General features: G+C 34.1%; 18 protein-coding genes. 8 read left to right on the top strand and 10 right to left on the bottom strand.

What is annotated here, in order from left to right; all coding sequences use genetic code 11:
• Positions 1-200: 200 nt before the first annotated feature.
• The 5 genes from AC0UBM_RS12870 (at position 201) to nadB (ending at position 6,146) form a co-directional block, all read left to right on the top strand.
• The gene (locus tag AC0UBM_RS12870; RefSeq protein WP_414037327.1) at positions 201-1,079 is read left to right on the top strand and encodes a PPK2 family polyphosphate kinase; all 879 of its coding nucleotides are present in this window, start codon (positions 201-203) and stop codon (positions 1,077-1,079) included.
• A gap of 45 nt (positions 1,080-1,124) precedes the next feature.
• Positions 1,125-2,495, top strand: coding sequence for a M20/M25/M40 family metallo-hydrolase (locus AC0UBM_RS12875; protein ID WP_475688868.1), 1,371 nt, complete (start codon positions 1,125-1,127; stop codon positions 2,493-2,495).
• A 50-nt stretch (positions 2,496-2,545) separates the two neighbouring features.
• Positions 2,546-3,091, top strand: coding sequence for a DinB family protein (locus AC0UBM_RS12880; protein WP_475688869.1), 546 nt, complete (start codon positions 2,546-2,548; stop codon positions 3,089-3,091).
• Between the two features lie 479 nt (positions 3,092-3,570).
• Entirely contained in the window at positions 3,571-4,560 is a 990-nt protein-coding gene (gene nadA / locus AC0UBM_RS12885) for a quinolinate synthase NadA (RefSeq protein ID WP_414037324.1), read from the top strand.
• 8 nt (positions 4,561-4,568) lie between these two features.
• Positions 4,569-6,146: an L-aspartate oxidase gene (gene nadB / locus AC0UBM_RS12890; protein WP_414037323.1), complete on the top strand. Its 1,578-nt coding sequence runs from the start codon at positions 4,569-4,571 to the stop codon at positions 6,144-6,146.
• Between the two features lie 132 nt (positions 6,147-6,278).
• Here the strand turns inward: nadB and lysA are convergent, their stop codons facing one another.
• Positions 6,279-7,484, bottom strand: coding sequence for a diaminopimelate decarboxylase (gene lysA, locus AC0UBM_RS12895; protein ID WP_475688870.1), 1,206 nt, complete (start codon positions 7,482-7,484; stop codon positions 6,279-6,281).
• A gap of 179 nt (positions 7,485-7,663) precedes the next feature.
• On the opposite strand from lysA, the gene sucC reads away from it, so the two are divergent.
• On the top strand, positions 7,664-8,854 hold the full coding sequence (sucC, locus tag AC0UBM_RS12900) for an ADP-forming succinate--CoA ligase subunit beta (RefSeq protein WP_414037321.1): 1,191 nt from the start codon (positions 7,664-7,666) through the stop codon (positions 8,852-8,854).
• Positions 8,855-8,945: 91 nt separating this feature from the next.
• Here the strand turns inward: sucC and AC0UBM_RS12905 are convergent, their stop codons facing one another.
• On the bottom strand, positions 8,946-9,239 hold the full coding sequence (locus AC0UBM_RS12905) for a DUF1456 family protein (RefSeq protein ID WP_475688871.1): 294 nt from the start codon (positions 9,237-9,239) through the stop codon (positions 8,946-8,948).
• A gap of 300 nt (positions 9,240-9,539) precedes the next feature.
• On the opposite strand from AC0UBM_RS12905, the gene AC0UBM_RS12910 reads away from it, so the two are divergent.
• On the top strand, positions 9,540-9,938 hold the full coding sequence (locus AC0UBM_RS12910) for a TerB family tellurite resistance protein (protein ID WP_414037319.1): 399 nt from the start codon (positions 9,540-9,542) through the stop codon (positions 9,936-9,938).
• A gap of 17 nt (positions 9,939-9,955) precedes the next feature.
• Here the strand turns inward: AC0UBM_RS12910 and uvrB are convergent, their stop codons facing one another.
• The 5 genes from uvrB to AC0UBM_RS12935 form a co-directional block, all read right to left on the bottom strand.
• Positions 9,956-11,959 (bottom strand): excinuclease ABC subunit UvrB, encoded by a 2,004-nt coding sequence (uvrB, locus tag AC0UBM_RS12915; protein WP_475688872.1) that lies wholly within the window; start codon positions 11,957-11,959, stop codon positions 9,956-9,958.
• Positions 11,960-12,013: 54 nt separating this feature from the next.
• Positions 12,014-16,429, bottom strand: coding sequence for a choice-of-anchor L domain-containing protein (locus tag AC0UBM_RS12920; RefSeq protein ID WP_475688873.1), 4,416 nt, complete (start codon positions 16,427-16,429; stop codon positions 12,014-12,016).
• A 316-nt stretch (positions 16,430-16,745) separates the two neighbouring features.
• The gene (locus AC0UBM_RS12925) at positions 16,746-16,967 is read right to left on the bottom strand and encodes a hypothetical protein (RefSeq protein ID WP_475688874.1); all 222 of its coding nucleotides are present in this window, start codon (positions 16,965-16,967) and stop codon (positions 16,746-16,748) included.
• 451 nt (positions 16,968-17,418) lie between these two features.
• Complete coding sequence (locus AC0UBM_RS12930; RefSeq protein ID WP_475688875.1) at positions 17,419-18,243, bottom strand: ABC transporter permease; 825 nt, start codon at positions 18,241-18,243, stop codon at positions 17,419-17,421.
• Positions 18,244-18,258: 15 nt separating this feature from the next.
• Entirely contained in the window at positions 18,259-19,155 is an 897-nt protein-coding gene (locus tag AC0UBM_RS12935; RefSeq protein WP_475688876.1) for an ABC transporter ATP-binding protein, read from the bottom strand.
• 97 nt (positions 19,156-19,252) lie between these two features.
• Here AC0UBM_RS12935 and AC0UBM_RS12940 point away from each other — a divergent pair, with 97 nt between their 5' ends.
• Positions 19,253-20,314: a hypothetical protein gene (locus tag AC0UBM_RS12940; RefSeq protein WP_414037312.1), complete on the top strand. Its 1,062-nt coding sequence runs from the start codon at positions 19,253-19,255 to the stop codon at positions 20,312-20,314.
• Here the strand turns inward: AC0UBM_RS12940 and AC0UBM_RS12945 are convergent, their stop codons facing one another.
• From AC0UBM_RS12945 to AC0UBM_RS12955, 3 genes are read right to left on the bottom strand one after another with little or no spacing between them, the layout of a single operon-like run.
• The gene (locus AC0UBM_RS12945) at positions 20,315-20,833 is read right to left on the bottom strand and encodes an IS1096 element passenger TnpR family protein (RefSeq protein WP_414037311.1); all 519 of its coding nucleotides are present in this window, start codon (positions 20,831-20,833) and stop codon (positions 20,315-20,317) included.
• A gap of 37 nt (positions 20,834-20,870) precedes the next feature.
• Complete coding sequence (locus AC0UBM_RS12950) at positions 20,871-21,887, bottom strand: COX15/CtaA family protein (RefSeq protein WP_475688877.1); 1,017 nt, start codon at positions 21,885-21,887, stop codon at positions 20,871-20,873.
• A gap of 16 nt (positions 21,888-21,903) precedes the next feature.
• The gene (locus tag AC0UBM_RS12955) at positions 21,904-23,328 is read right to left on the bottom strand and encodes a CCA tRNA nucleotidyltransferase (RefSeq protein ID WP_414037309.1); all 1,425 of its coding nucleotides are present in this window, start codon (positions 23,326-23,328) and stop codon (positions 21,904-21,906) included.
• Positions 23,329-23,382: the final 54 nt, after the last annotated feature.

Consider the following 23,382-nt stretch of genomic DNA (forward strand, 5'->3'; position numbering starts at 1 on the left):
GATATTTAAAAAACGATAGAATTTAAATATATTAATTAGGTGTTAAGACAGGAAAGAATGGTTTGCGAAATATGACTGTAAATCCTATGTTTTACTTAAGTTTTTATAGTTAAAAATTCTAAAAAACTTCACAATTATGCTATTAATACAAACCATTTTTGTTTTTTAGTAGTATTGTAAGCCAAAATCCTGTTCGTACTATGAAAGATATTCACATAAAAGACTTTAAAATTGATTCTAAAATCGACATTAAAAATCTAAAAACTAAAGTGGATTTAGATGCCTCAGAGAAAAAGATTGAAAAGCAATTAGAAAAGATTAGGGTCAAACTAGGTGAGTGGCAAAACACGATGTATGCGCATGGGAAGTATTCGGTTTTAGTGTGTTTTCAGGGTATGGATACCGCTGGAAAAGACAGTTTAATTCGTGAAGTTTTTAAAGATTTTAATGTAAGAGGTATAGATTGTCATAGTTTTAAATCGCCTACAGAATTAGAATTAAAACACGATTATTTATGGCGTCATTATGTGCGTTTACCAGCCCGAGGAAAGTTTGGTATATTTAATAGAACACATTACGAAAATGTTCTAGTTACACGTGTGCATCCAAATTATATTTTAGGGGAAAACATTCCTACGGTTACCGAATTGTCTGATGTAAATGAGGCCTTTTGGGATAATCGTTTTAATGAAATTGTGAATTTTGAGAAAACAATTTCAAATAGTGGAACCATTATATTTAAGTTCTTTTTAAATCTATCTAAAGACGAACAGCGCGATAGACTGATTCGTAGATTAGAAAAGAAAAATAAAAACTGGAAGTTTTCTGCAGACGATCTTAAGGAACGCGCTTTGTGGGATAATTATCAGACATGTTACGAAGATGCCATAAACAGAACATCTACAGCTAATGCGCCTTGGTATAATATCCCTGCAGACGATAAACCCACAGCTCGTTTAATTGTGGCTAACATTCTTTACGAAACACTTAAAAAGTATGACGATATTAAAGAACCTCAATTAGATCCTGAAACGGAGTCGAATATAGAAGCTTATAAAAAGCAATTAAAAAGCGAGTAGTTATATCCTATTAATATCATTATTACAGTATAGATAAAAAATTATATGAAAAAATTAATTGTTCTGATTGCCTTATGTTTAAGTTGTCAAGTTTTTAGTCAGACAGATGAAGACGTCTTAAAACAAATTTACAAAACCGCTTTAGTCGATGGTAAAAGTTATACTTGGCTAGAAACTTTATCCATGGATATTGGAGGACGTTTATCCGGGTCTTTAAATGCAGAACGCGCTGTAGAATGGGGAAAAGCAGAGTTGGATTCCTTAGGGTTAGATAAAGTTTGGTTACAACCTGTTATGGTGCCTAAATGGGTGCGAGGAGCGAAGGAATTTGCATACATAAAAGCAGGAAGCGGCGAAACGACAAACGTTAACATTTGTGCACTAGGCGGATCTGTATCTACAAATCCATTAGGTGTTACTGCAAGCGTAGTAGAAGTTAAAAATTTTGAAGAGTTAAAAGCTTTAGGCGAGGCAGGTGTTAAAGGAAAAATAGTGTTTTATAACCGTCCAATGCAAGCCGATTTAATTAATACATTCTCTGCGTATGGTGGCTGTGTCGATCAGCGTTACATGGGAGCTGTAGAGGCTGCTAAATATGGTGCTGTAGGTGTTATTGTAAGATCTATGACTTTAAATATAGACAACCTACCACACGCCGGAAGTATGACCTACGAGGATTTACCAGTGTCTAAGCGTATTCCTTCAGCGGCAATTAGTACCAAGGATGCGAATTTATTAAGCACCATGTTAAAGTTAGATACTTCAGTTCAGTTTTATTTTAAGCAAAATTGTAAGCAATTAGAAGATGTGAAATCCTATAATGTCATTGGAGAGATTACAGGTTCTCAATTTCCAAATGAATATATTATCGTCGGAGGCCACTTAGATTCTTGGGATTTAGGGGATGGTTCTCACGATGATGGAGCAGGAATTGTGCAATCTATGGAAGTACTTCGATTATTTAAAACCTTAAAGATTAAACCGAAACACAGTATACGTGTGGTTATGTTTATGAATGAAGAAAACGGACTGCGAGGAGCAACCGAATATGCAAAAGAAGCCAAGGCTAAAGGCGAGAAACATGTGGTGTCTCTAGAAAGTGACGCAGGTGGTTTTACTCCAAGAGGATTTTCTTTCGATTGTACCGAGGCATCTTTTAATAAGATATTAGGTTGGAAGCCATTATTCGAGCCTTATCTTATTCATTATTTTATTCAAGGTGGTGCTGGAGCAGATGTACGTCCGTTAAAAACCGATACCAATATTACAGCAGGTTTAAGACCAGATTCTCAGCGCTATTTCGACCATCATCATGCGGCAAACGATACGTTTGATGCTGTTAATAAACGCGAATTAGAATTAGGAGCCGCTTCTATGACGGCACTGGTTTATTTGTTCGATACTCACGGGATATAATTCTATTTTAAATGAAATCTTTACCAATATTATTTTTTTTACTTTTTAATATGTCAATAGTAGCACAAACGGATTCTAAGTTGCCGTATTACGAAATTCCAGAGCATTCAGAAACATACACAGCAGGAACAGTTGTTGGTCGTGCAATTGATGGCCTAGGATTCCGATTCTATTGGGCGACTGAAGGTTTGTCTGCAACAGATCTAGATTTTAAATCAAATACAGAAATGCGATCTCCATTAGAGCTTATGACGCACATTCATGGTTTGTCGGCTATACTTCGCGATGCAGCCTTAAAGGTGCCCCATGTAAATGAAACCTTAAAACGGCCGTTAACCTATAGTGAATTAAGAGCGCAGACATTAAACAACCTAAAAACGGCTTCGGATATTTTAAAAGAAGCAAACGATTTAAAACCTTTCGATATGATTTTTAAAAGTCCGAAGGGAGAGCGAACTGTTCCGTTCTGGAATGCGATTAACGGACCAATTGAAGATTCTGTTTGGCATTGTGGCCAAATAGTTACCATTAGAAGAATGAGTGGGAATCCTATAAATCCTAATATAAATCATTTTTCAGGTACTGTGAGAGAGTAAGTTGTTTTAATACTTTACTCCTGAATAGCGTTTAAAAGGAAGCTAAATATCAATAAACCAAAACACCTCTAAATCTAGGTTTAGAGGTGTTTTATTTTTTTATAAACTGATAGGATTACAAGTCAATCTCTTTTTTATATGTGTAGTACTCTAATTCCTGACTTAGAATATTTTGTGTTTTCTAAATAATTTCAACTAATCTGTTCTTTAATACTATACCAGAATTATCTTCATATTTCTATAATTTATAATTTGATTTCCAAACGTATTGTGAATCATTAGGTTAGTGTTTTAATTAGTGTTAAACGGATTACATATCAGTTTAAAGTATTCTAAACTTTTTCATTTTCAGGAAATATATCATTGGGTTTTAACTTTACATTGAAATCATATTCTTACAAAAAAGAAAATATGCTATTAAAACATTAAATAAACATTATAAAATTCATTAATTTTACCGTTCAATTTTAATAATGATTATGGATTCTGTAAAAGAAAGTATTGAGAAGTTGGGATATATTCCTGTATCGGAAGATGCAAAGAATATAGATTATGTGGCGGAGATTAAAAGGCTGAAAAAAGAGAAGAATGCTGTGATTTTAGCGCATTATTATCAAGAACCAGTGATTCAAGATTTAGCAGATTATGTTGGAGATAGTTTAGGGTTGTCTTATAAAGCGGCAGAAACCGATGCTGACTTAATTGTATTTGCAGGGGTTCATTTTATGGCCGAGACTGCAAAAATTTTAAATCCGACTAAGAAGGTTATTCTACCCGATTTAAATGCGGGTTGCTCTTTAGCAGATTCTTGTAGTGCCGAAGATCTTGCAACATTTAAGAAAAAATATCCAGGTCATATTGTTATTACTTATGTAAATACATCGGCAGAGGTAAAGGCTCTTAGTGATTTATGTTGTACATCGTCCAATGCTAAAAAAATAGTAGATTCGGTACCATTAGATCAGCCTATTATATTTGCTCCAGACAAAAATTTAGGCGCTTGGATTCAAAAGGAAACAGGTCGTGATATGGTGTTGTGGGACGGTGCTTGTATTGTTCATGAAGCATTTTCTATGGATAAACTATTAGCGGTTCATAAAGAAAATCCGAATGCTAAAATTATTGCTCACCCAGAGTCTGAAGCTCATTTGTTAAAAATAGCTGAGTATGTAGGCTCTACAGCGGGACTTATTAATTATGTAAAAACCAATCCTGCAAACGAATTTATTGTAGCAACGGAAGCTGGTATTTTACATGAAATGCAAAAAGAAGTTCCTAATAAAATTTTAATTCCGGCACCAGCAAAAGAGAATAATACATGTGCATGTAGCGAATGTGCTTATATGAAAATGAATACACTCGAAAAGCTTTATACATGTATGAAGCATGAATTGCCAGAAGTTCATGTAGACGAAGCAATTCAGAAACGTGCTTTACTTCCTATTCAACGCATGTTAGACATCTCATAAAATAAAAAATGAGTCAAAATAATACAGATTATTTAATATTAGGATCGGGAGTTGCAGGTCTTACTACAGCCATTCGTTTGGCAAAATCTTTACCAAATAAAGAAATTTTAGTTGTTACTAAAGCCAATAAAAGTGAATCGAATACAAAATATGCTCAAGGCGGTATCGCCGTAGTTTGGGATAAATTAGATTCGTTCGAGGATCATATTGAGGATACGATGATTGCGGGAGAATACCATAACGATCGTGAAGTTGTAAAAATGGTAATTGAAGAAGCTCCAGACTGTATGAGGCAATTAATGTCTTGGGGAGCCGATTTTGATTACGATGGAACTGGCGCATTCGACTTAGGTAAAGAAGGAGGTCATTCTGCGAATCGTATTATTCACCACAAAGATATTACAGGGTTAGAAATTGAACGTACGCTTTTAGATCAGGTAGCAAGTTTGGAGAATATTAAAGTATTACCGTATCATTTTGCTATCGATTTAATAACCGATCACCAATTAAAAGATTCTGGAGAAGATATAAATAATATTCGTTGTTATGGGGCATATATAATGAACCAAAAGACTAATGCAATCGAACCTTATATTGCTAATAAAACCATTTTATGTGCTGGTGGAATCGGACAAGTTTATGCGTCTACAACCAACCCGTTAATTGCAACAGGAGATGGTATTGCTATGGCTTATCGCGCTTTAGCAAAAATTAGAGGAATGGAGTTTGTGCAATTTCACCCTACGGCTTTATTTGAACCAGAACAAAGTCCGTCGTTTTTAATTTCTGAAGCTGTTCGCGGATTTGGAGCACACCTTAAAAACAAGAAAGGCGAACGTTTTATGTTAGCCATCGATGAACGCGGAGAATTAGCACCCCGAGATATTGTTGCCAGAGCTATAGATAACGAAATACATACTACCGGAGAACGTCACGTATATTTAGATTGTACACATTTAGATTATGAGGCTTTTATAAAACATTTTCCTAATATAAATGAAAAGTGTTTAGGCATTGGTATAGATATTAGAAAGCATATGATTCCTGTTGTTCCTGCATGTCACTATGCTTGTGGCGGTGTAGAAGTGAATAAGAACGGAGAGTCTACTATAGAAGATTTATACGCGGCAGGAGAATGTACAAGTACGGGTTTGCACGGTGCAAACAGACTAGCGTCTAATTCTTTGTTAGAAGCCTTAGTGTATGCCAATCACATTGCCGATCATATTATAGAAAATGTAGATGAGGTAAAACCAGTAAATGTCAATGCGCCAGATTGGAACGACGATGGGACATCTACACCTAAAGAGCTTATATTAATTACACATTACAGAAACACAATTCAGCATATCATGTCCGATTTAGTCGCTATTGTAAGAACCAATAGTAAGCTAAAAGAAGCCGCGAAACACTTGCGCTATGTCGAAGATTCTACTCAAGATTTATATGTGGGATCTAAGTTATCCGTTCAGATTTGTGAACTACGTAATTTAAATACTATTGCAAATTTAATAGTAGAGCAATCTGCAAAACGTAAAAAGAATATGGGAGGTTTCTACAATTCAGATCTTGTATTTGTAGAATAGAAATATACCAAGTTAATACTAGATATCCTGCTTTATAAAACGAACTTTTATTCAGCAGGATATTTTTATTTAAAGACGTTTGTAATAAGCCATAAAAAAAGCGCTAACTGTTTAGGTTAACGCTTTTGGTTGTTATAGTGTAACTTCGATTTGATTTTTTAAAATGTCCTCTATAGTTTCTCGCTCTCTAATTAATAATGCTTTGTCTTTATGCCAAAGCACTTCGGCAGGACGAAAACGTGAGTTATAGTTAGAGGCCATAGAATAACAGTAGGCTCCAGCATTTTGGAATCCAATAATGTCACCTTCCGTAATTTCTGAAATTCTACGGTTGTTTGCGAATGTATCTGTTTCGCATATATACCCAACAACAGAATAAAAACGCTCGCGTCCTTTAGGATTAGATATGTTTGTAATACCATGTTGTGAGCCGTAAAGCATCGGACGAATTAAATGATTAAAACCTGAGTCGATTTGTGCAAATACAGTCGATGTGGTTTGTTTCACAGAGTTTACTTTAGCTAAAAATACTCCAGATTCACTTACTAAAAACTTACCTGGTTCGAAACCTAAGGTTAATTCTTTGCCGTATTCTTTACAGAATTCGTTAAAGCGTTTAGATAGTTTTGTTCCGAATTCTTCAATATTAGTTTCAATATCACCTTTAGAATAAGGGACTTTAAAACCAGATCCGAAATCTAAAAAGTCTAAATCTTTAAAATGTTTAGCTGTATCAAATAAGATTTCACTCGCATATAAAAAGACATCGATATCTAAAATATCACTACCTGTATGCATGTGAATTCCGTTAATATGCATCCCTGTGTTTTCTACAATTCTTAATATATGCGGAATTTGGTGTACAGAAATACCAAACTTAGAATCTATATGTCCAACAGAAATATTAGCATTTCCTCCAGCCATAACATGCGGATTAATACGAATACAAACAGGAACATTAGGATGTTTTGTTCCGAATTGCTCTAAGATAGATAAGCTATCAATATTTATTTGAACTCCTAATTTAGATGCTTCTTCAATTTCTTCAAGAGACACACCGTTAGGCGTAAATATAATTTGGTCTGCAGAAAATCCTGCTTTTAAACCCAATTGAACTTCCTGAATAGATACAGTATCAAGGCCAGCACCTAAGGTTTTCATTAATTTCAGTATAGAAATATTAGATAACGCTTTTACGGCATAATTCACCTTTACCTGTTTCACCTTATTAAATGCAGATGTTAAACGTTTATACTGTGATACTATTTTTTCAGAGTCGTACACATACACCGGACTTCCAAAGTCACTTGCAATTTTTAATAAAGTGTTATTATTCATTTTATGATAAATTAAATTTGCCGCAAATCTATAAAGTTTTTGTCAGTTTAAGACTTATTATTTGTCAAAAAAACAAAGAAAAGAATGCGGTATTGATATTATCTTTATATAGATGATAAAAAATATTGGTTAAAACATATTCGTTGATTACATTTGTGAAGCAATAAATTAAAATACTAATGAACTTACACGAATATCAAGGAAAAGAAATTTTAAATAGTTTTGGCGTACGTATTCAACGCGGTATTGTAGCACAAAGTGCTCAAGACGCAGTTGTAGCAGCAAAACAATTAACATCGGAAACAGGTACGAGCTGGTTCGTAGTTAAAGCCCAAGTTCACGCTGGTGGACGAGGTAAAGGTGGTGGTGTTAAATTAGCCAAGAATTTACAAGAAGTAGAACAAATTTCTGGTGAGATTATAGGTATGGACCTTGTCACTCCACAAACATCTGCAGAAGGTAAAAGAGTACACCAAGTATTAGTTGCTGAAGATGTATACTATCCTGGAGAAGTTGAAACAGAAGAGTTTTACGTATCGGTTTTATTAAATCGTGCGACTGGCCGTAACATGATTATGTATTCTACTGAAGGTGGAATGGATATTGAAACTGTTGCAGAAGAAACACCACATTTAATTTTTACAGAAGAAATCGATCCTACAGTAGGTATCTTACCTTTCCAAGCAAGACGTGTTGCGTTTAACTTAGGATTATCTGGGAACGCGTTTAAAGAAATGACGAAATTCGTTACAAACCTTTACAAAGCTTATGTAGAGTCTGATTCTTCTTTATTTGAAATTAACCCAGTTTTAAAAACTAGCGATAATAAGATTCTTGCTGTAGATGCTAAAGTTACTATTGATGACAATGCATTATACAGACATAAAAATTACCTTGATTTACGTGATATACGTGAAGAAAGTGCTATTGAAGTTGAAGCAGGAAAATTAGGATTAAACTATGTAGACTTAGACGGTAACGTTGGGTGTATGGTTAATGGTGCTGGTTTAGCAATGGCAACAATGGATTTAATTAAGCAAGCAGGTGGAGAACCAGCTAACTTTTTAGATGTTGGAGGTACTGCTGATGCTGCACGTGTAGAGGCTGCTTTTAAAATTATTTTAAAAGACCCTAACGTAAAAGCTATCCTTATTAACATTTTTGGTGGTATTGTACGTTGCGATAGAGTAGCGCAAGGTGTTATCGATGCTTACAAAAACATGGGGAATATTAATGTACCAATTATTGTACGTTTACAAGGAACCAATGCAGACATTGCTAAAGAATTAATCGATAATTCTGGATTAGATGTAATGAGTGCTACACAATTCCAAGAAGCAGCAGATAAAGTACAACAGGTTTTAGCATAATCTAAAACACAGTTTACTGTTATATAAAATAAAAGCGTCTAGTCTTAAGGATTAGACGCTTTTTTTATGCGGTGTATAAGAAGAGATGTTCTTACGATGTTTTCTTAGTTTCAGATTTCTTAACAGCCTTTTTACCAGATTCACTTTTTTTAGGGGCATCTTTTTTAGGCAATGGCCCTCGTAAATGAATCACTAATCCATTTAGAAAGTTCCTTAAAATCTGATCGCCACATTCCATGTATTTTGGATGATCTTCCTTTCTGAAAAAAGCTCCCAATTCACTTTTACTGATTCTAAAATCTACTAATTCTAAAATCTTCACGATATCATCGTCTCTTAATTTAAGAGCAACTCGTAATTTTTTAAGAACATCATTATTTGTCATATTTCAATTTTTTATATTTCTAAAATCTATATTTTCGGTAGTAGTACAAAACTACGGTATCTTTTTAATGTGACCTTTTCTGGTATTTAAAAGTAGTTAAATGTATGTTGTTATTTTGTTTTTATTCAAAATTTCAGGAGATACAGTGTTTAACTTGCAAATAGTGAGTATGTTATGATGTGTTGGTGTAGGTAATAACATATTAAAATTATTAAATTTTCGACAAGTTACATTATATATGCGATTATAAAATACCTATTATAATTAACTTTAGAACCGTAATAATCAAGATTCCTTTACATGTTAAATCGCATTGAGAAATTGAGCTTGCTTTCTGAAATGATTGCATTCGCCAAAACGGATGAAATAATATCTTTAAAATATAATTTCCTTTTAAGTGTTTCTAAACAGCTGAATATTTCTCGATCAGATTTCGAATATCTTATTAACAATCCTATTATTTATAAAAATCTAGAGTCTTATAGTGAGCGCATTGTGCAATTTTACCGTTTGGTACTGTTATTAAACTTAGATAATAAACGGCTGCAAAAAGACGATATTTTATTCTTTAACTATGGGCTTCGTATGGGATTAAGTCATGATTCTACAAATAAAGTCTTACACTTAATGGATGGTTTTCCCAATAATATGGTACCAGCAGATGTGTTAATCGATATATTTAAAGTTCAGTACAATTAAATAACCACCTATAATTGCTATTGTTTTAATTTCTCAAGCTTCTCTTGATAAACTTTTATTTCGTCACGGAATTTAGCAGCATTAACAAAGTCTAATTCTTTCGCGGCCGCTTCCATTAATTTACGTCTATCGCGAATGTTTTGTTCCAATTGAGACTTCGTTAAATATTCGCTTTCAGGTTCTGCAGCTTTAAGCGCTTCCAATTCATAACTATACGTACTTACCGAGTTTTTGGCTAGAGCACTATCTAAACTTTTGTTTAGTGCGGTTGGCACCATATTATTTGCCGTGTTGTAATTGATTTGTTTTGCGCGTCTATATTCAGTTTCATCAATAGTTTTTTGCATACTCTTTGTAATCTTATCGGCATACATAATGGCTTTACCATTTAAGTTCCTTGCTGCACGACCTACAGTTTGAGTTAAAGATCTTGCCGAACGTAAAAAACCTTCTTTATCGGCGTCTAAAATGGCCACTAAAGACACTTCAGGTAAATCTAAACCTTCACGTAATAGGTTTACTCCAACCAATACATCAAATAATCCTTTTCTTAAATCTTGCATGATTTCTACGCGCTCCAAAGTATCGACATCACTATGAATGTAACGACAACGAATCTGAATGCGGTCTAGATACTTAGTAAGCTCCTCTGCCATACGCTTAGTAAGGGTCGTAACTAGCGTACGCTCGTCTTTTTCTATACGAAGCTGAATCTCTTCAATTAAATCATCTATCTGGTTTAAGCTAGGACGTACTTCGATTACAGGATCTAAAAGCCCTGTCGGACGAATAACTTGCTCGACAAAAATACCATCACTCTTTTCTAATTCATAATCTGCGGGTGTCGCACTAACATAAATGACTTGATTCTGCAAGGCTTCGAATTCTTCGAATTTAAGCGGACGGTTATCCATAGCGGCTGGCAATCTAAAGCCATAATCTACTAGGTTTTCTTTTCTGCTTCTATCGCCTCCATACATGGCATGTACTTGCGAAATGGTTACGTGACTTTCATCTACCACCATTAAAAAATCATCTGGGAAATAATCTAATAAACAGAATGGCCGTGTTCCCGGTTGTCTTCCATCTAAATATCTAGAATAGTTTTCTATCCCAGAACAATAACCTAATTCTCGAATCATCTCTAAGTCAAATTCGGTACGTTCTTTTAAACGTTTCGCTTCTAAATGTTTTCCAATGTCCTTAAAGTAATCGTGTTGTTTTACTAAATCATCTTGAATATTCTTTATGGCTCCCTGGAGTACATCTGGAGAGGTTACAAACATATTCGCTGGATAGATGGTCAGACGATCGTACTTCTCTATAATTTCGTTGGTTTGCACATTAAAAGCTTCAATCTCTTCAATTTCATCTCCGAAAAAATGAATTCTAAAAGCATCATCGGCATAGCTCGGAAATATATCTACGGTATCTCCTTTAATTCTAAAACTTCCGTGATTAAATTCTGCTTCGGTTCTAGAATACAAACTTTGTACTAAACGATGTAATAATTTGGTTCTGGAGATGACTTGATCGCGTTCCAAAGAAATTACGTTTTTCTGAAACTCTACAGGGTTACCTATACCATATAAACACGATACGGAAGCCACTACTAAAACATCGCGTCTTCCAGAAAGAAGGGATGAGGTAGTGCTTAATCGTAATTTTTCTATTTCTTCGTTTATAGATAGATCCTTTTCGATATACGTTCCGGAAACCGGAATGTAAGCTTCAGGCTGATAATAATCGTAGTAAGACACAAAATATTCTACAGCATTATCTGGGAAAAACTGTTTGAATTCTGAGTACAGCTGTGCGGCTAAAGTTTTGTTGTGTGCCAAAACTAGGGTAGGACGTTGTACTTCTTGGACAACATTAGCAACGGTAAAGGTTTTCCCTGAGCCCGTAACACCTAAAAGTGTTTGGTACTTATCGTCGTTATTTATGCCTTCTGTTAATTGTTTAATTGCAGAAGGCTGATCTCCGGTAGGTTCGAATTCTGATTTTATTTTAAATCGCATATCACAAATTTAAACATTTTGAATGGAGAAAAATAAAAGTAATGTGCAGTTTTATTATCGTTTTAACGTGAAATGGCCACTACGTTCAAAATCTTGAGTTCCGTTATTAATTCTTGCCACATACCAATAATCGTCTGTAGGCATTGGTGCTCCATTAAACGATCCATTCCAGCCATCTTCAAATGTGGGATTGTTATTTTTATTAAGCACTGTGAGCAGTTTACCAAAGCGATCGAAAATTTGTACTTCAACCTCAGCTAAGTTTTCAATTCCGATAATATGCCAAGTATCATTATAACCATCTTGGTTAGGTGTGAAAAACTTTGGAATATCTACAACGGTTACGGTTGTAACCCCTTCAGAACAGCCTAAATCGTTACTTACAAATACGGTGTGACTTCCAATAGTTACATCTGTAAAAATGTTAGATGTCTGAAAATCTCCATGATCTAAACTGTATACATAATTTCCGGTTCCTCCAAGGACATCTACCGTAATGGTATTTGTATTTTGGAAAAAAGAAGCACTGGCAGTTACATTTAACGCTGTACCATTGGAGTTAGGTTGTAACGTTATAGGTTTTGTCAAATAACAACCTGTAGCTATACTGCTAATTCTAGCATGAATCTCAGTGCCATTAATTGGAGTTGTATAATCGTAAATATCGCTTAACGGATTAGTTCCAGAAGTTGCATCTGCCTGTGTTTTGTGATAAGTAATGTTACTTGAGTTTAAATCGTAAACTAAACGGTTGTCTATTTCTTTTAAAAATACTGTGCCAGAGCCATCATCGCAGAATTCAAAATCTGTTAAATCTTTTGTGCTAGGAGGGTAATTGACAACTAATGCTAACGTTTTTACTTCGAAACAATCGGTATCTGGATCTTTAGCCACCACGTAAATAGTATCAACATTAACAGGTTTTACATAGGTCTGATCTGATTCTAAAGAATTGGTAATCTGATTTGAAATGTTTAGTGAGTTAGCATCATCAATATCTTCAAAAAAGTAAATTACAGGAGCATTATAACCGGTTTTGTAAGCAAGATCTAAATTAACCTCTGCTAGATTAAATAGCAAGTTATTCCCAATATAAGTTGTAGAACATACAGGGGTGATAGATGAGTTTTTAAAATCAGGTGTATCGTTAATCTTAATTAATAGTGTTTGAACAATAAAGCACTCTGTTCCTGGGTTTTTTATTTGAACAAAAAGATTATGTCTTTTTTGATATGCAGAAATTTGATAATCATCTTTGTTTAATATAAAAGTATTTAAAGAGGCTTCGGCTTCGGCTTCGTTTTCATAAAATGAAACATCTAGAGATACGCCTGTAATCGATTCTAACTCCGCTTCAACATTGTTTAAATTAATTTCGGTGTAAGATTGACCAGGAATTACACATACCGATAAATCGAAAGGTATTGGGGCTGGTGTTTTTCCTGTTCTTAAAGTAATTGCCTGTCTTACCGGATTGTCGCATAGTGTATTATTCTTATTTCGGGCAATCGCATAAATTGTTATGGTCTCGTTATATGGTACAGATATTTGAGAATTAATAGTATAGGGATTATTATCAGCATCATAGAAAGTCACCTCAATCTCAGATGCTATATAATGGTTAAACAATTGATTTAAATGTATATTTCTTACTGGTACAACTTCGATATCGCATTCAAAAAAATCTATTTTATTAAATTCGGGTTGTAGAAATACGGCGATATTAATAGGATCTATTACTGGGCAAATCGATGTATCTCTCTTATTGGTAACTCGACTATAAATTGTATTAGTAGTTGTTGTATAAACATTAGGATCTAAAAAATTAGAATTTCCTGCTTCGGCATCACTTAGGTTTTCATAAAATTTTATATCGATATCTTGAGTCGCAATATGAGAATTTACAGTATCGTTATTAATAATATCTGTTAATTCTGCTTCGACTAAATCTAGGGTAACTTCTAACTCGGGATTAGTAACGCAATATTGGAAATCTGTGTAGGTTAAATTAACCTGTGGCATATCTACCACGTCAATAACTATGTCTATAGCATCAAAACAATTACCAATAAGAATTCCGTCCGTAACACCTATTTTAGTGACTCTAGCATATAATATACCATTTATAATATCTGTATGATCTAGATAATCTATAGGAAGTTCGTTCTCGTCTAAGTCACGATTTGCTGCAGTTAGATAATACTGAATTTCAATGTTACTTAGACTACTATTATCAATTATTAAATCTTTATACGTATTTAAATCGATTACCCTATCGTTGTAACAAATTAAAGGTATAAATGGTCGGTCCCTGTAGACTATTCCTGGTGCTTTAAAAATTTCGAAATTGGTCGAAATTTGACCGCAATCTGGATCTTCCACTTTAACATAGATGGTTTGGGAGTCGTCTTCTATACCATCTCCATTTAAATCTGGAATGTTATAATCTGCTATTTGTGCAATTACGCTAGACGTACTACTACTAGGGTTGCCATCGTAAAAAGTTACTGTAAGATTTTGAATCTTGCTTTTAATATCATTGGCAATCTGAATTAAGTTAAAAGTGTTTCCTCCACATACCGCATAATTTTCAATAGCCGAAAAATTTAATGAAATAGTTGGATAAATATCGATGTGAGCAATAGCAGGACAGCCACCTCCAAGAGGTTCTACACGAATAAAAATTATTGAAGGCTCGTTATCTAGGTAAGCGTCTAGATTAGCGCCTTCTAGTTTATTTATATTATCTGTGGCATCTTGTTCATACTTAAAATAGGATATAATGAGTTGGCTTCGATCTTGACCGTTTAATAATTCATCTGTAGCTATATCTAATTCTGCTGTGGTAATTCCTCCTCCAGGAGTAGAGGTACACCCCGAAATTACAGTACTACTAGCATTGTAAAGTTCTATGCTTGCAGTTTCATCTAAAGTTAATGTTGTTGTTCCTGCACATGAGGTGCTGTTACTGGTAACTCTAACATATAACTGAGTTCTACTTCCTACATAAGGGGAGGAAATAGGTTGCGAACCTTGTTCGGCTTGATATTGGGTGTAGTGATAGGTAACAGTGAAATCTGTAGCATTACCTGAATTAAATAAGTTGTTGTATGATGCTAAATTAAACTCTAGATCATTATCACATCGGGTTATAGTTTGAGGTTGAGGATTTGGTATTTCGTTTACCGATAATGGAAAGGTAAAGGTATATGCACATGCTGTACTTGATCTAGTAGCAATGGCTGTAATGGTTTCGGTGTTTCCTGGAGCAATATCTATATCTCTTATATTGTTTCCATTACGATAATATTTAATGCTATACGAATTAGCATTATTAGGAATTTGCGCTTTGATATAATTGTTGAATTCGTCTAGAATAAATTGTTCTGTTATGGAACTGCAACGTTCAAATTCATCTTGAAGTTCAAGTGCAATGGATGTATTTGGAATATAATCGATTGTTATATCGTCGGAAATTGTAAATACATTAGTGTTGCTTCGTCCGTTTAAACAGTCTGGTTCGTAAACTTTAACCTCTACCTTGTAATTCCCAGCAGTCGTTGCTGTATAAGTAGAGGCATTGGATACATTAACGCCATCTTTATACCATCTATAAGTAAGGCCTGTAAGGTTAGCCGTGTCTACGGTGTCATTTGAATTTAGATTAGGAGTCAATTCTACATCAGAACACGTACTTATATTGTCACCTAAATCTACATTAATATTAACTTCACTTTGTTTTATAAATACAGCTGTATCAAAATTAACATCCTTTTGGTCGGCAACAATAAATTTAATTTTATACTTTGTGTAAGGCTCAATCGTATGTGATGCCGTTAATGTTTTAGTACGTCCATAAAAGTTGGTGCTCTCTAGTTGAGAAACCGTATTTTCGTAATATTCTATATGATTTGAGCAAGTCGTACCGTTAATTTCTTTGGTACTTACATTGGTATTTGTATCTGGAATTACGGCTATATTTTGAAAACTAGTTTCTCCTTCTTTTTGAATTAAAATAGCAAAACCATCGGCATAATTACAAATGGTATGATTTTTTTCGTATTCGTGAGAGGCTAACACATAATCGAAAGAAATCGTTTCTGTAAGCGCTACAAAATCGAATTCTAATACAGTGGCATTATAGGTGTTAGATATTCCCAGGTGTGCCTCTAATTCTGAATCTCCTTCCCATGAAGTCGATCCTGAGTTTAACGTTTCTACTACCGAGTTTCCTGCTTCACTAGCATTTCCTGTAGACAGAAAAATACCATTAGTGAATGGGAAATTATTTGCACGCCTCTCGAACGCACCATAACTAGAAAAAGATTCTCCTGAAACTGAAGCATTCTTTGGCGAGGAAGGATCGCAAATTACAATTCCATTCCCGGATAGTAAATTAGTATTAATTAAGCTTTCGGCATTGTTAGATGGAGTTACAGAAAGTAAATCAGCAGCGGTTTGTGAATACATCACATTGCATAGAAGGACAAAAGCACAGGTTATATAAAAAGTTAATTTCATCGAGCTACAATCAAATATTATTAGTTCATACACGAATATTTTGCAAAATTTTGGGAGGGCAAAAGTATTCTATCTGCAAAATAAAGCATTTCATCGGTAAAATGTGCATTTCATTGATATAAAATGAAATATTAACGTTTTAAAGTGAAATGAGAACTAAATATTTGATCATTAGAGAGTGTTGTTGTTTATATTTTCAACTTTAGCAATTATTACTTGATTGATAACCGTAATTTGGAAACGTGTGGGATTGGAAATAAGAATCTCAATCCCATTGGTAATCTGCTCCAACAATGTCATCGGCGTTTAAAGTGTAAGTACCTCCGGTACACAAGGACAAATTTCTAGTTACTATGCCAGTGCTAGCATTAATAATGTCAATAGTTTGGTCGAAGAATGATTGTATAAATGGAGGTAAACCTTGGGTAGAGTTGTTTCCTCTTAAATTAATAGCATTATGCTGATATTGTGCAGATACACCTTGCACATTAGAATTAATTATAACACCTAAATAAGGTAAACCCTATATTATATGTTGACGCAAGAGTTCTATAAATTTTACCATCAGGTCCTAATTGTAAGGCACCGCGATATAAATTTCTATTATCTAAAATAATTTGGGGTCTCCATACAAATAAGCACCATTATCCATGATGTCGTGATTCTTATTGTAAACGGTAATACCATCGGTATAAAATAGTAAGTTTCCATTCACATCAGAAATAGTAGAAGACCCTTCCTTTGTATTTAATTGTCCATTTAATATGGCAGTAACCTCATTCGTATTCGAATTAAAATTTATTCCTGCATATTATTCACCAAAATACCAAATGGCGGCTTCGTATTGCGCATTTACAATACCATGTAATAAAAACAAAATGGCAATTAAATAATTCTTCATTTATGGGAGGACTTTTCGAGTAGTCTCCCGAAAGATATTATAAATCTCTTTTCTCTAATAATTTAAATGACAAAAAGATAAAAATTGCTGTCCACGCTGTAACGATAATAATATCCGACGTGTGCACAGAATAGTCGTAAAACATCTCGGACTTCTCTGGAAATTTCGTCATCATTACACGCTGAAAAGGTTGTTTTATAAGGTTATACATGGATTTTAGTGGGAAAAACCGCTGTATTTTCTCTGCAATTTCTGAATTTATTTGCCAAGTTAAAATCCCGAAAAATACCCATTCTACAATAAATAAAACAAATAGACCTCCTAATGCAAAAGCAGAGCGTTTTACCAACATGGCTAAAAATAAGCACAAACTAAAAAATCCAACAAGTTTTACAAAGTAAGCAAGTAAGAAATTAGTCTCTCTAAAAATAATACTTAACTCGTTATAACTTGAGTAATATAACCCAATACAAAGTGTTGCAACCCCAATTAAAACGGTAGCAATTAAAGAGAAAAATACAATGGTATAAAATTTAGATAAGATAAATTCTTTCTTACTCAGCCCGTCGATTAGGTTCTGTTTAATGGTTTTATTACTGTATTCGTTCCCAATCATGCTGACCACAACTATGGCAAAGAAAAATTTAAATTGCGAGGCAAAAAAAGTGGTGATATGCCAAATTATAGGGAAATTAAAAATGCCTAGCTCGCCTAATTCAAGCGTAAATAAGCCAAAGAAGTTTATTTTTATAGATGATAATATTAATACAGTAAACGGTAAAATAAATGAAATAAAAATTAACACTTTACTCGCGCGATTAAGTAGAAGTTTTTGTAATTCTAAATTTAAAAGTCGTAACATGGCTTGATTTTTGGCTTATTGGTTGTCGGTTAATTGTAAAAATTGTTCTTCTAAACTCTGTTTACGTTTTACTAAATGTGATAAAAGAATACCTCTTTCAAATAACATTTTGTTTAATTCTAGGGCTTCCATAGGTTCGTTTAAAAGCACCTTTAAAATGGAGTTTTCTTCAGTGATGGCTCCAAATGCATCATTAAGTTCTAAGAACCCTTTTAGTAAAGTGTTGTCTTCCGCTTTTAATTCGAAGAAGCCATGGCTGGCAATCATCTCGTCTACGCGGCCAGAATATAATTTTACACCTTTTCGTAATACAACAACATGCGAACACACTTTTTCTACTTCATCTAATAAGTGGGAGGCTAATAATATTGTGGTTCCTTTCTGAGCAATTTGACGGATAATTTCTCTAATTTGATGAATCCCTTGCGGATCTAAACCGTTAGTAGGTTCGTCTAAAATTAAAATTTCAGGATCATTTAATAGGGCCGAAGCTATAGCTAAACGTTGTTTCATCCCTAAAGAAAAAGATTGAAACTTACTGTGTTTTCTGTCTAACAGTCCAACAACGTCTAGTTTTTCTTCAATTTTACTATAAGTGATGCCTTTTATTTTACATACCAATTTTAGGTTTTGGTAAGCCGTCATATACGGGTAAAAATTAGGACGCTCAATAATAGCACCTACTTTTTTTAAGGCATCGTGTGTAGAAACATCGCCACCAAACCAACTAAAATCGCCGGATGTTTTGTTAACCACATTTAAAACGATTCCGAGCGTGGTTGATTTTCCGCTTCCGTTGGGTCCTAAAATCCCGTAAACATTGCCCTTATTTATAGTAAAGGAAAGATTATTTACGGCGGTAAGTGGACCGAATTTTTTTGTAAGATTGGTAATTGTAAGTATGCCTGCCAAAATGGATGGTTTTAGTGGTTATATTAGTAAGACGAATATCAATTAAATTTGTTACAAGCTAATAAAATAAAGCAGAAAATTGAGTAAATTTGTGAATATGGATGATTTAAAAATTTCAAAGAAGAAGCCCTCATTTCCTGTTATTAAGAAGTTAGACCGATATCTTTCTGAGTATAACAGAAATTTTGAACTGCCTATTTTTTACGATGATTTATTACGATTTCAAGGCGCTATATCCGTTTTCGATAAGGACGATGAAGACACACTTTGGCTTCGGGTATATTATAATGAATACGACCGAAAGGAAATAGATTTAGCGTTAAAGCGGGTGTATTCAAACCTGGTTTCTGATGGTAGTGAAAAGATCTTTCAGTTCCTAAATGTAGATAGTATTGATTTTTGCACCTTTGGTAATTCGCAACCCTTCCGTATTAAAGTGCGTAATATTTTAAACGATAACTACACACATTTCTACATTAAAAAGGCCGATGCTTCTCGTATCTATGGCTTAGAACTCGAGCATATGCTATCTCCAAATAGTCTTAACTTTTTGGTGTATAAAGATACGTTGATTGAAGAGCATATCGCAGGTATTCCTGGAGATGTGTTTATAAAAGATATGTTACCAAACTGTACAAAGCCAGAAAAAGCACAAATTGCCAAAGAGTTTGTAAAGTTTAACGAACGTTGTATGATTCGTTTATTAGGCGATATGCGTTCTTATAACTATGTTGTAATTCCGACTCACGATTTCGATCAGATCGTGTATAAAGTACGCGCTATAGATTTTGACCAACAATGTTACGAAGGTAAATTTAATATTTACCGACCACAGTTTTTTAAGGAAAACTATCAAATGGTTAAACTCGTCAAAGAAAAAATTAGTGAAGCCTCTATAGATCAATATAAAGTTGAAGAGCGTTCTATTATAGCTAAACGTGTAATTAGTTATAACAAACGCCTTACAAAGTTAATTGACTGTATGATGCATGATAAAATTTCTACAGATGAAAATTTAGAGCAATTAAAATCTGTTATCTACGATTATACCTTAGATATGAATTTTAAATACTGTAAAACTATGGGCGAAATTTTAAAACATGCTTTAGCCTTCGTAAAACGTAATTACGAAGACGTTAACATGAAAAAGATATTGTAATTAATTCCAATTTTCGTCGAAATCCAAATCGTCGTAATCTTCTAAATCCATATCGTCTTCAAACTCATTGAAGTCGTCAAAATCATCCTCAGCTTCGAAGTTTCGTTCAGGAACTTCGGCTGGAATTTGACCGTGAACAAACATTAAATTAGGATAATCTACGCCTTCTACTTCGCTTGCAATTTCTCCTAACTCTACGAAGAAAGTCCACATATTAAAGAAATCGTACACATAGATTAGTTTGGTGTTTTCACTATTTACAATCGTATCTAAAACGGTTTCATTCATTAAGCTTACAGCTTCTTGACCGTCGCTTAAATCGAATAAAGAAAATTCTTCACCCTGATTCCACTCATCGTCACTTTTGTAAAATGATGCCATTTCAGTTCCGTCAAAACCAAAAGCTTGGGTAATAATATTGTGTAAATCTTCTAAGGTGTCTGTTTTACGAAGTTCTAAATCGCGAAAGACATCCTCTTCTGTATCGTTATCTAAGATTACTCTAAATCTATAAATCATGCTAAAAAATTAAGGGGTAAAGATACTATTTTTATGATTATTTGCTAAAGCGATGTAACATAAATGTCATTGCCGATAATAAGAAAAATGCACCAACTTGATGCAATACGCCAAGCCAAACTGGAACGTATAAAAGTAGAGTAGAAACACCTAAAATAAATTGAAATACAACCAATATAAGTAAGGCATTTATAGCTGTTTTTTGATTATTTGTGACTTGTAGTTTCTTCGATTTGTACCAAAGTAAAACAATTAAGCCAACTACCACATAGGCTAGCATGCGGTGTACAAACTGAATACCACTAGGGTTTTCAATTAGATTTTTATAAAAAGGTTCCATTACGTATACCGTAGGGTGCATAAATTTACCTTCGTTCATTAAGGGCCAATGATTGTGCACTAATCCAGCTTTTAATCCCGCAATAAAGGCGCCATAAATGATCTGAATTAATAGTACGATATAAGTGACTATGATGAGGTTTCTATATTTAGAATTAACCCATTTTTTACTCGGATAAATTAAATCTAATGCTACCCAAAGTGTTGCCGCGAATGTTAAAAAGGCCGCAGTTAAGTGTGCGGCTAGTCTAAAATGACTAACATCTGGCATATCTACCAAGCCGCTTTTTACCATATACCAACCTAAAAAGCCTTGAAAACCTCCCATGCATAATAAAACGATGCATTTTTTAATAGTTGATTTTTTAAGCTGTTTTGTTATTAAAAAATATACAAAAGGGAAAAAGAACACCAAACCAATAACACGGCCAATTAAGCGGTGAAACCACTCCCAGAAGTAAATGCTTTTAAAATCGTCTATAGTAAAGTGCGAATTGTAATGTTTAAATTCGGGATGCTGTTTGTACAATTCGAAAGCATCGTGCCACTCTGCATCTCCCATAGGAGGCAAGGTACCCGTGATAAGTTTGTAGTTAGAAATTGAAAGGCCAGAATCTGTAAGGCGCGTTATACCGCCCACTATAACCATGATAAAGATTAAAACACATCCGGTTAATAACCAGTAAATTACGTTTTTGTTGTCTTTTGTTTTCATTCTAACACATTTATAATTACGACTTAAGGCTAGCTGTTAATCCCATTTTCTTTCCAACCTTTAACATTAATTGAAAGGCGGCTTCGTATTCATTTGGAATGTCTCCTTCTAAGATGGCTTCTTTAATAACATCTTTTATCATGCCTATTTCTTTAGAAGGTTTTAAACTAAATGTTGCCATAATCTCTTCTCCGGAAATTGGAGGTTGAAAATTACGTACATGATCTCGTGCTTCAACTTCAACAATTTTATCTCTTACGATTTTAAAATTATTGTGGTATTTCTTGAATTTTTTCGGATTCTTAGTGGTGATATCTGCCTCACATAACGTCATTAAATCTTCTACAGCATCTCCTGCATCGAATACTAAGCGTCTAACGGCAGAATCTGTTACAATATCTTGAGCTAGAACAATAGGACGGGAGCTCATAAAGACCATTTTCTGAACAAACTTCATCTTGTCATTTAATGGCAGTTTTAAACGCTTGAATAAATGATAAGTCATTTTAGAACCTTCAAATTCATGTCCGTGGAATGTCCAACCTACTTTTTTGCTAAATCGTTTTGTTGGTGCTTTTCCAATGTCGTGTAGTAACGCAGCCCAACGTAACCAAAGGTTATCGGTGTGTTTAGCAATATTGTCTACAACCTCTAATGTATGATAAAAATTGTCTTTATGGCGTTGGCCTTCAACTTCATCAATACCTTTTAAGGCCGTTAATTCTGGTAAAATAAAATCAAGAAGTCCCGTTTTTTCTAACAATAAAAATCCGACGGATGGGGTTTTGCTTTCTAGAATTTTATTTAGCTCGACAATAATACGCTCCTTGGTAATTATTTTTAAACGCTCGCTATTTCTAGTAATCGCATCTAAAGATTTTTCTTCAATTACAAAGTTTAATTGCGATGCAAATCGCACAGCACGCATCATACGTAAAGGGTCGTCGCTATATGTAATATCTGGATTTAATGGTGTTCGGATAATCTGATCTTTTAAATCTTGAATACCTTCAAACGGATCTAACAAATCTCCAAACCGATTTTCGTTTAAATCGAGAGCCAAGGCATTTATAGTAAAATCACGACGGTTTTGGTCGTCTTCTAGTGTGCCGTTCTCTACAACAGGATTTCTACTATCTTCGTTGTAAGATTCTTTTCTAGCGCCTACAAATTCAATTTCAATTCCGTCGTAACGCAACATGGCGGTACCGTAGGTTTTAAAAACTTGAACTTTAGGTTTGTTCGGTAAATTTTTTGCGACTTGTCTTGCTAAATTAATACCGCTACCAATGGCAACGACATCAATATCTTTTACACTGCCACGATTTAAGATAAAATCGCGAACAAATCCGCCAATTACATAACTATCGAGATCTAATTCTTTTGCAGATTTAGAAATGATTTTAAAAATTGGGTTCTGTAGTGCTTCTTTGTAATTCATTTATGAAATTCCAATGTTCGAGCATCAAATTTTAAACTTAAATAGCGTAACATT

Source organism: Formosa sp. F44 (genome assembly GCF_056238645.1).

What these genes read in the sequence shown, in the direction of transcription:
- AC0UBM_RS12870 (WP_414037327.1), top strand. Translation starts at nt 201, where the DNA reads ATGAAAGATATTCACATAAAAGACTTTAAAATTGATTCTAAAATCGAC.
- AC0UBM_RS12875 (WP_475688868.1), top strand. Translation starts at nt 1,125, where the DNA reads ATGAAAAAATTAATTGTTCTGATTGCCTTATGTTTAAGTTGTCAAGTT.
- AC0UBM_RS12880 (WP_475688869.1), top strand. Translation starts at nt 2,546, where the DNA reads ATGTCAATAGTAGCACAAACGGATTCTAAGTTGCCGTATTACGAAATT.
- nadA (WP_414037324.1), top strand. Translation starts at nt 3,571, where the DNA reads ATGGATTCTGTAAAAGAAAGTATTGAGAAGTTGGGATATATTCCTGTA.
- nadB (WP_414037323.1), top strand. Translation starts at nt 4,569, where the DNA reads ATGAGTCAAAATAATACAGATTATTTAATATTAGGATCGGGAGTTGCA.
- lysA (WP_475688870.1), bottom strand. Translation starts at nt 7,484, where the DNA reads ATGAATAATAACACTTTATTAAAAATTGCAAGTGACTTTGGAAGTCCG.
- sucC (WP_414037321.1), top strand. Translation starts at nt 7,664, where the DNA reads ATGAACTTACACGAATATCAAGGAAAAGAAATTTTAAATAGTTTTGGC.
- AC0UBM_RS12905 (WP_475688871.1), bottom strand. Translation starts at nt 9,239, where the DNA reads ATGACAAATAATGATGTTCTTAAAAAATTACGAGTTGCTCTTAAATTA.
- AC0UBM_RS12910 (WP_414037319.1), top strand. Translation starts at nt 9,540, where the DNA reads ATGTTAAATCGCATTGAGAAATTGAGCTTGCTTTCTGAAATGATTGCA.
- uvrB (WP_475688872.1), bottom strand. Translation starts at nt 11,959, where the DNA reads ATGCGATTTAAAATAAAATCAGAATTCGAACCTACCGGAGATCAGCCT.
- AC0UBM_RS12920 (WP_475688873.1), bottom strand. Translation starts at nt 16,429, where the DNA reads ATGTATTCACAAACCGCTGCTGATTTACTTTCTGTAACTCCATCTAAC.
- AC0UBM_RS12930 (WP_475688875.1), bottom strand. Translation starts at nt 18,243, where the DNA reads ATGTTACGACTTTTAAATTTAGAATTACAAAAACTTCTACTTAATCGC.
- AC0UBM_RS12940 (WP_414037312.1), top strand. Translation starts at nt 19,253, where the DNA reads ATGGATGATTTAAAAATTTCAAAGAAGAAGCCCTCATTTCCTGTTATT.
- AC0UBM_RS12945 (WP_414037311.1), bottom strand. Translation starts at nt 20,833, where the DNA reads ATGATTTATAGATTTAGAGTAATCTTAGATAACGATACAGAAGAGGAT.
- AC0UBM_RS12950 (WP_475688877.1), bottom strand. Translation starts at nt 21,887, where the DNA reads ATGAAAACAAAAGACAACAAAAACGTAATTTACTGGTTATTAACCGGA.
- AC0UBM_RS12955 (WP_414037309.1), bottom strand. Translation starts at nt 23,328, where the DNA reads ATGAATTACAAAGAAGCACTACAGAACCCAATTTTTAAAATCATTTCT.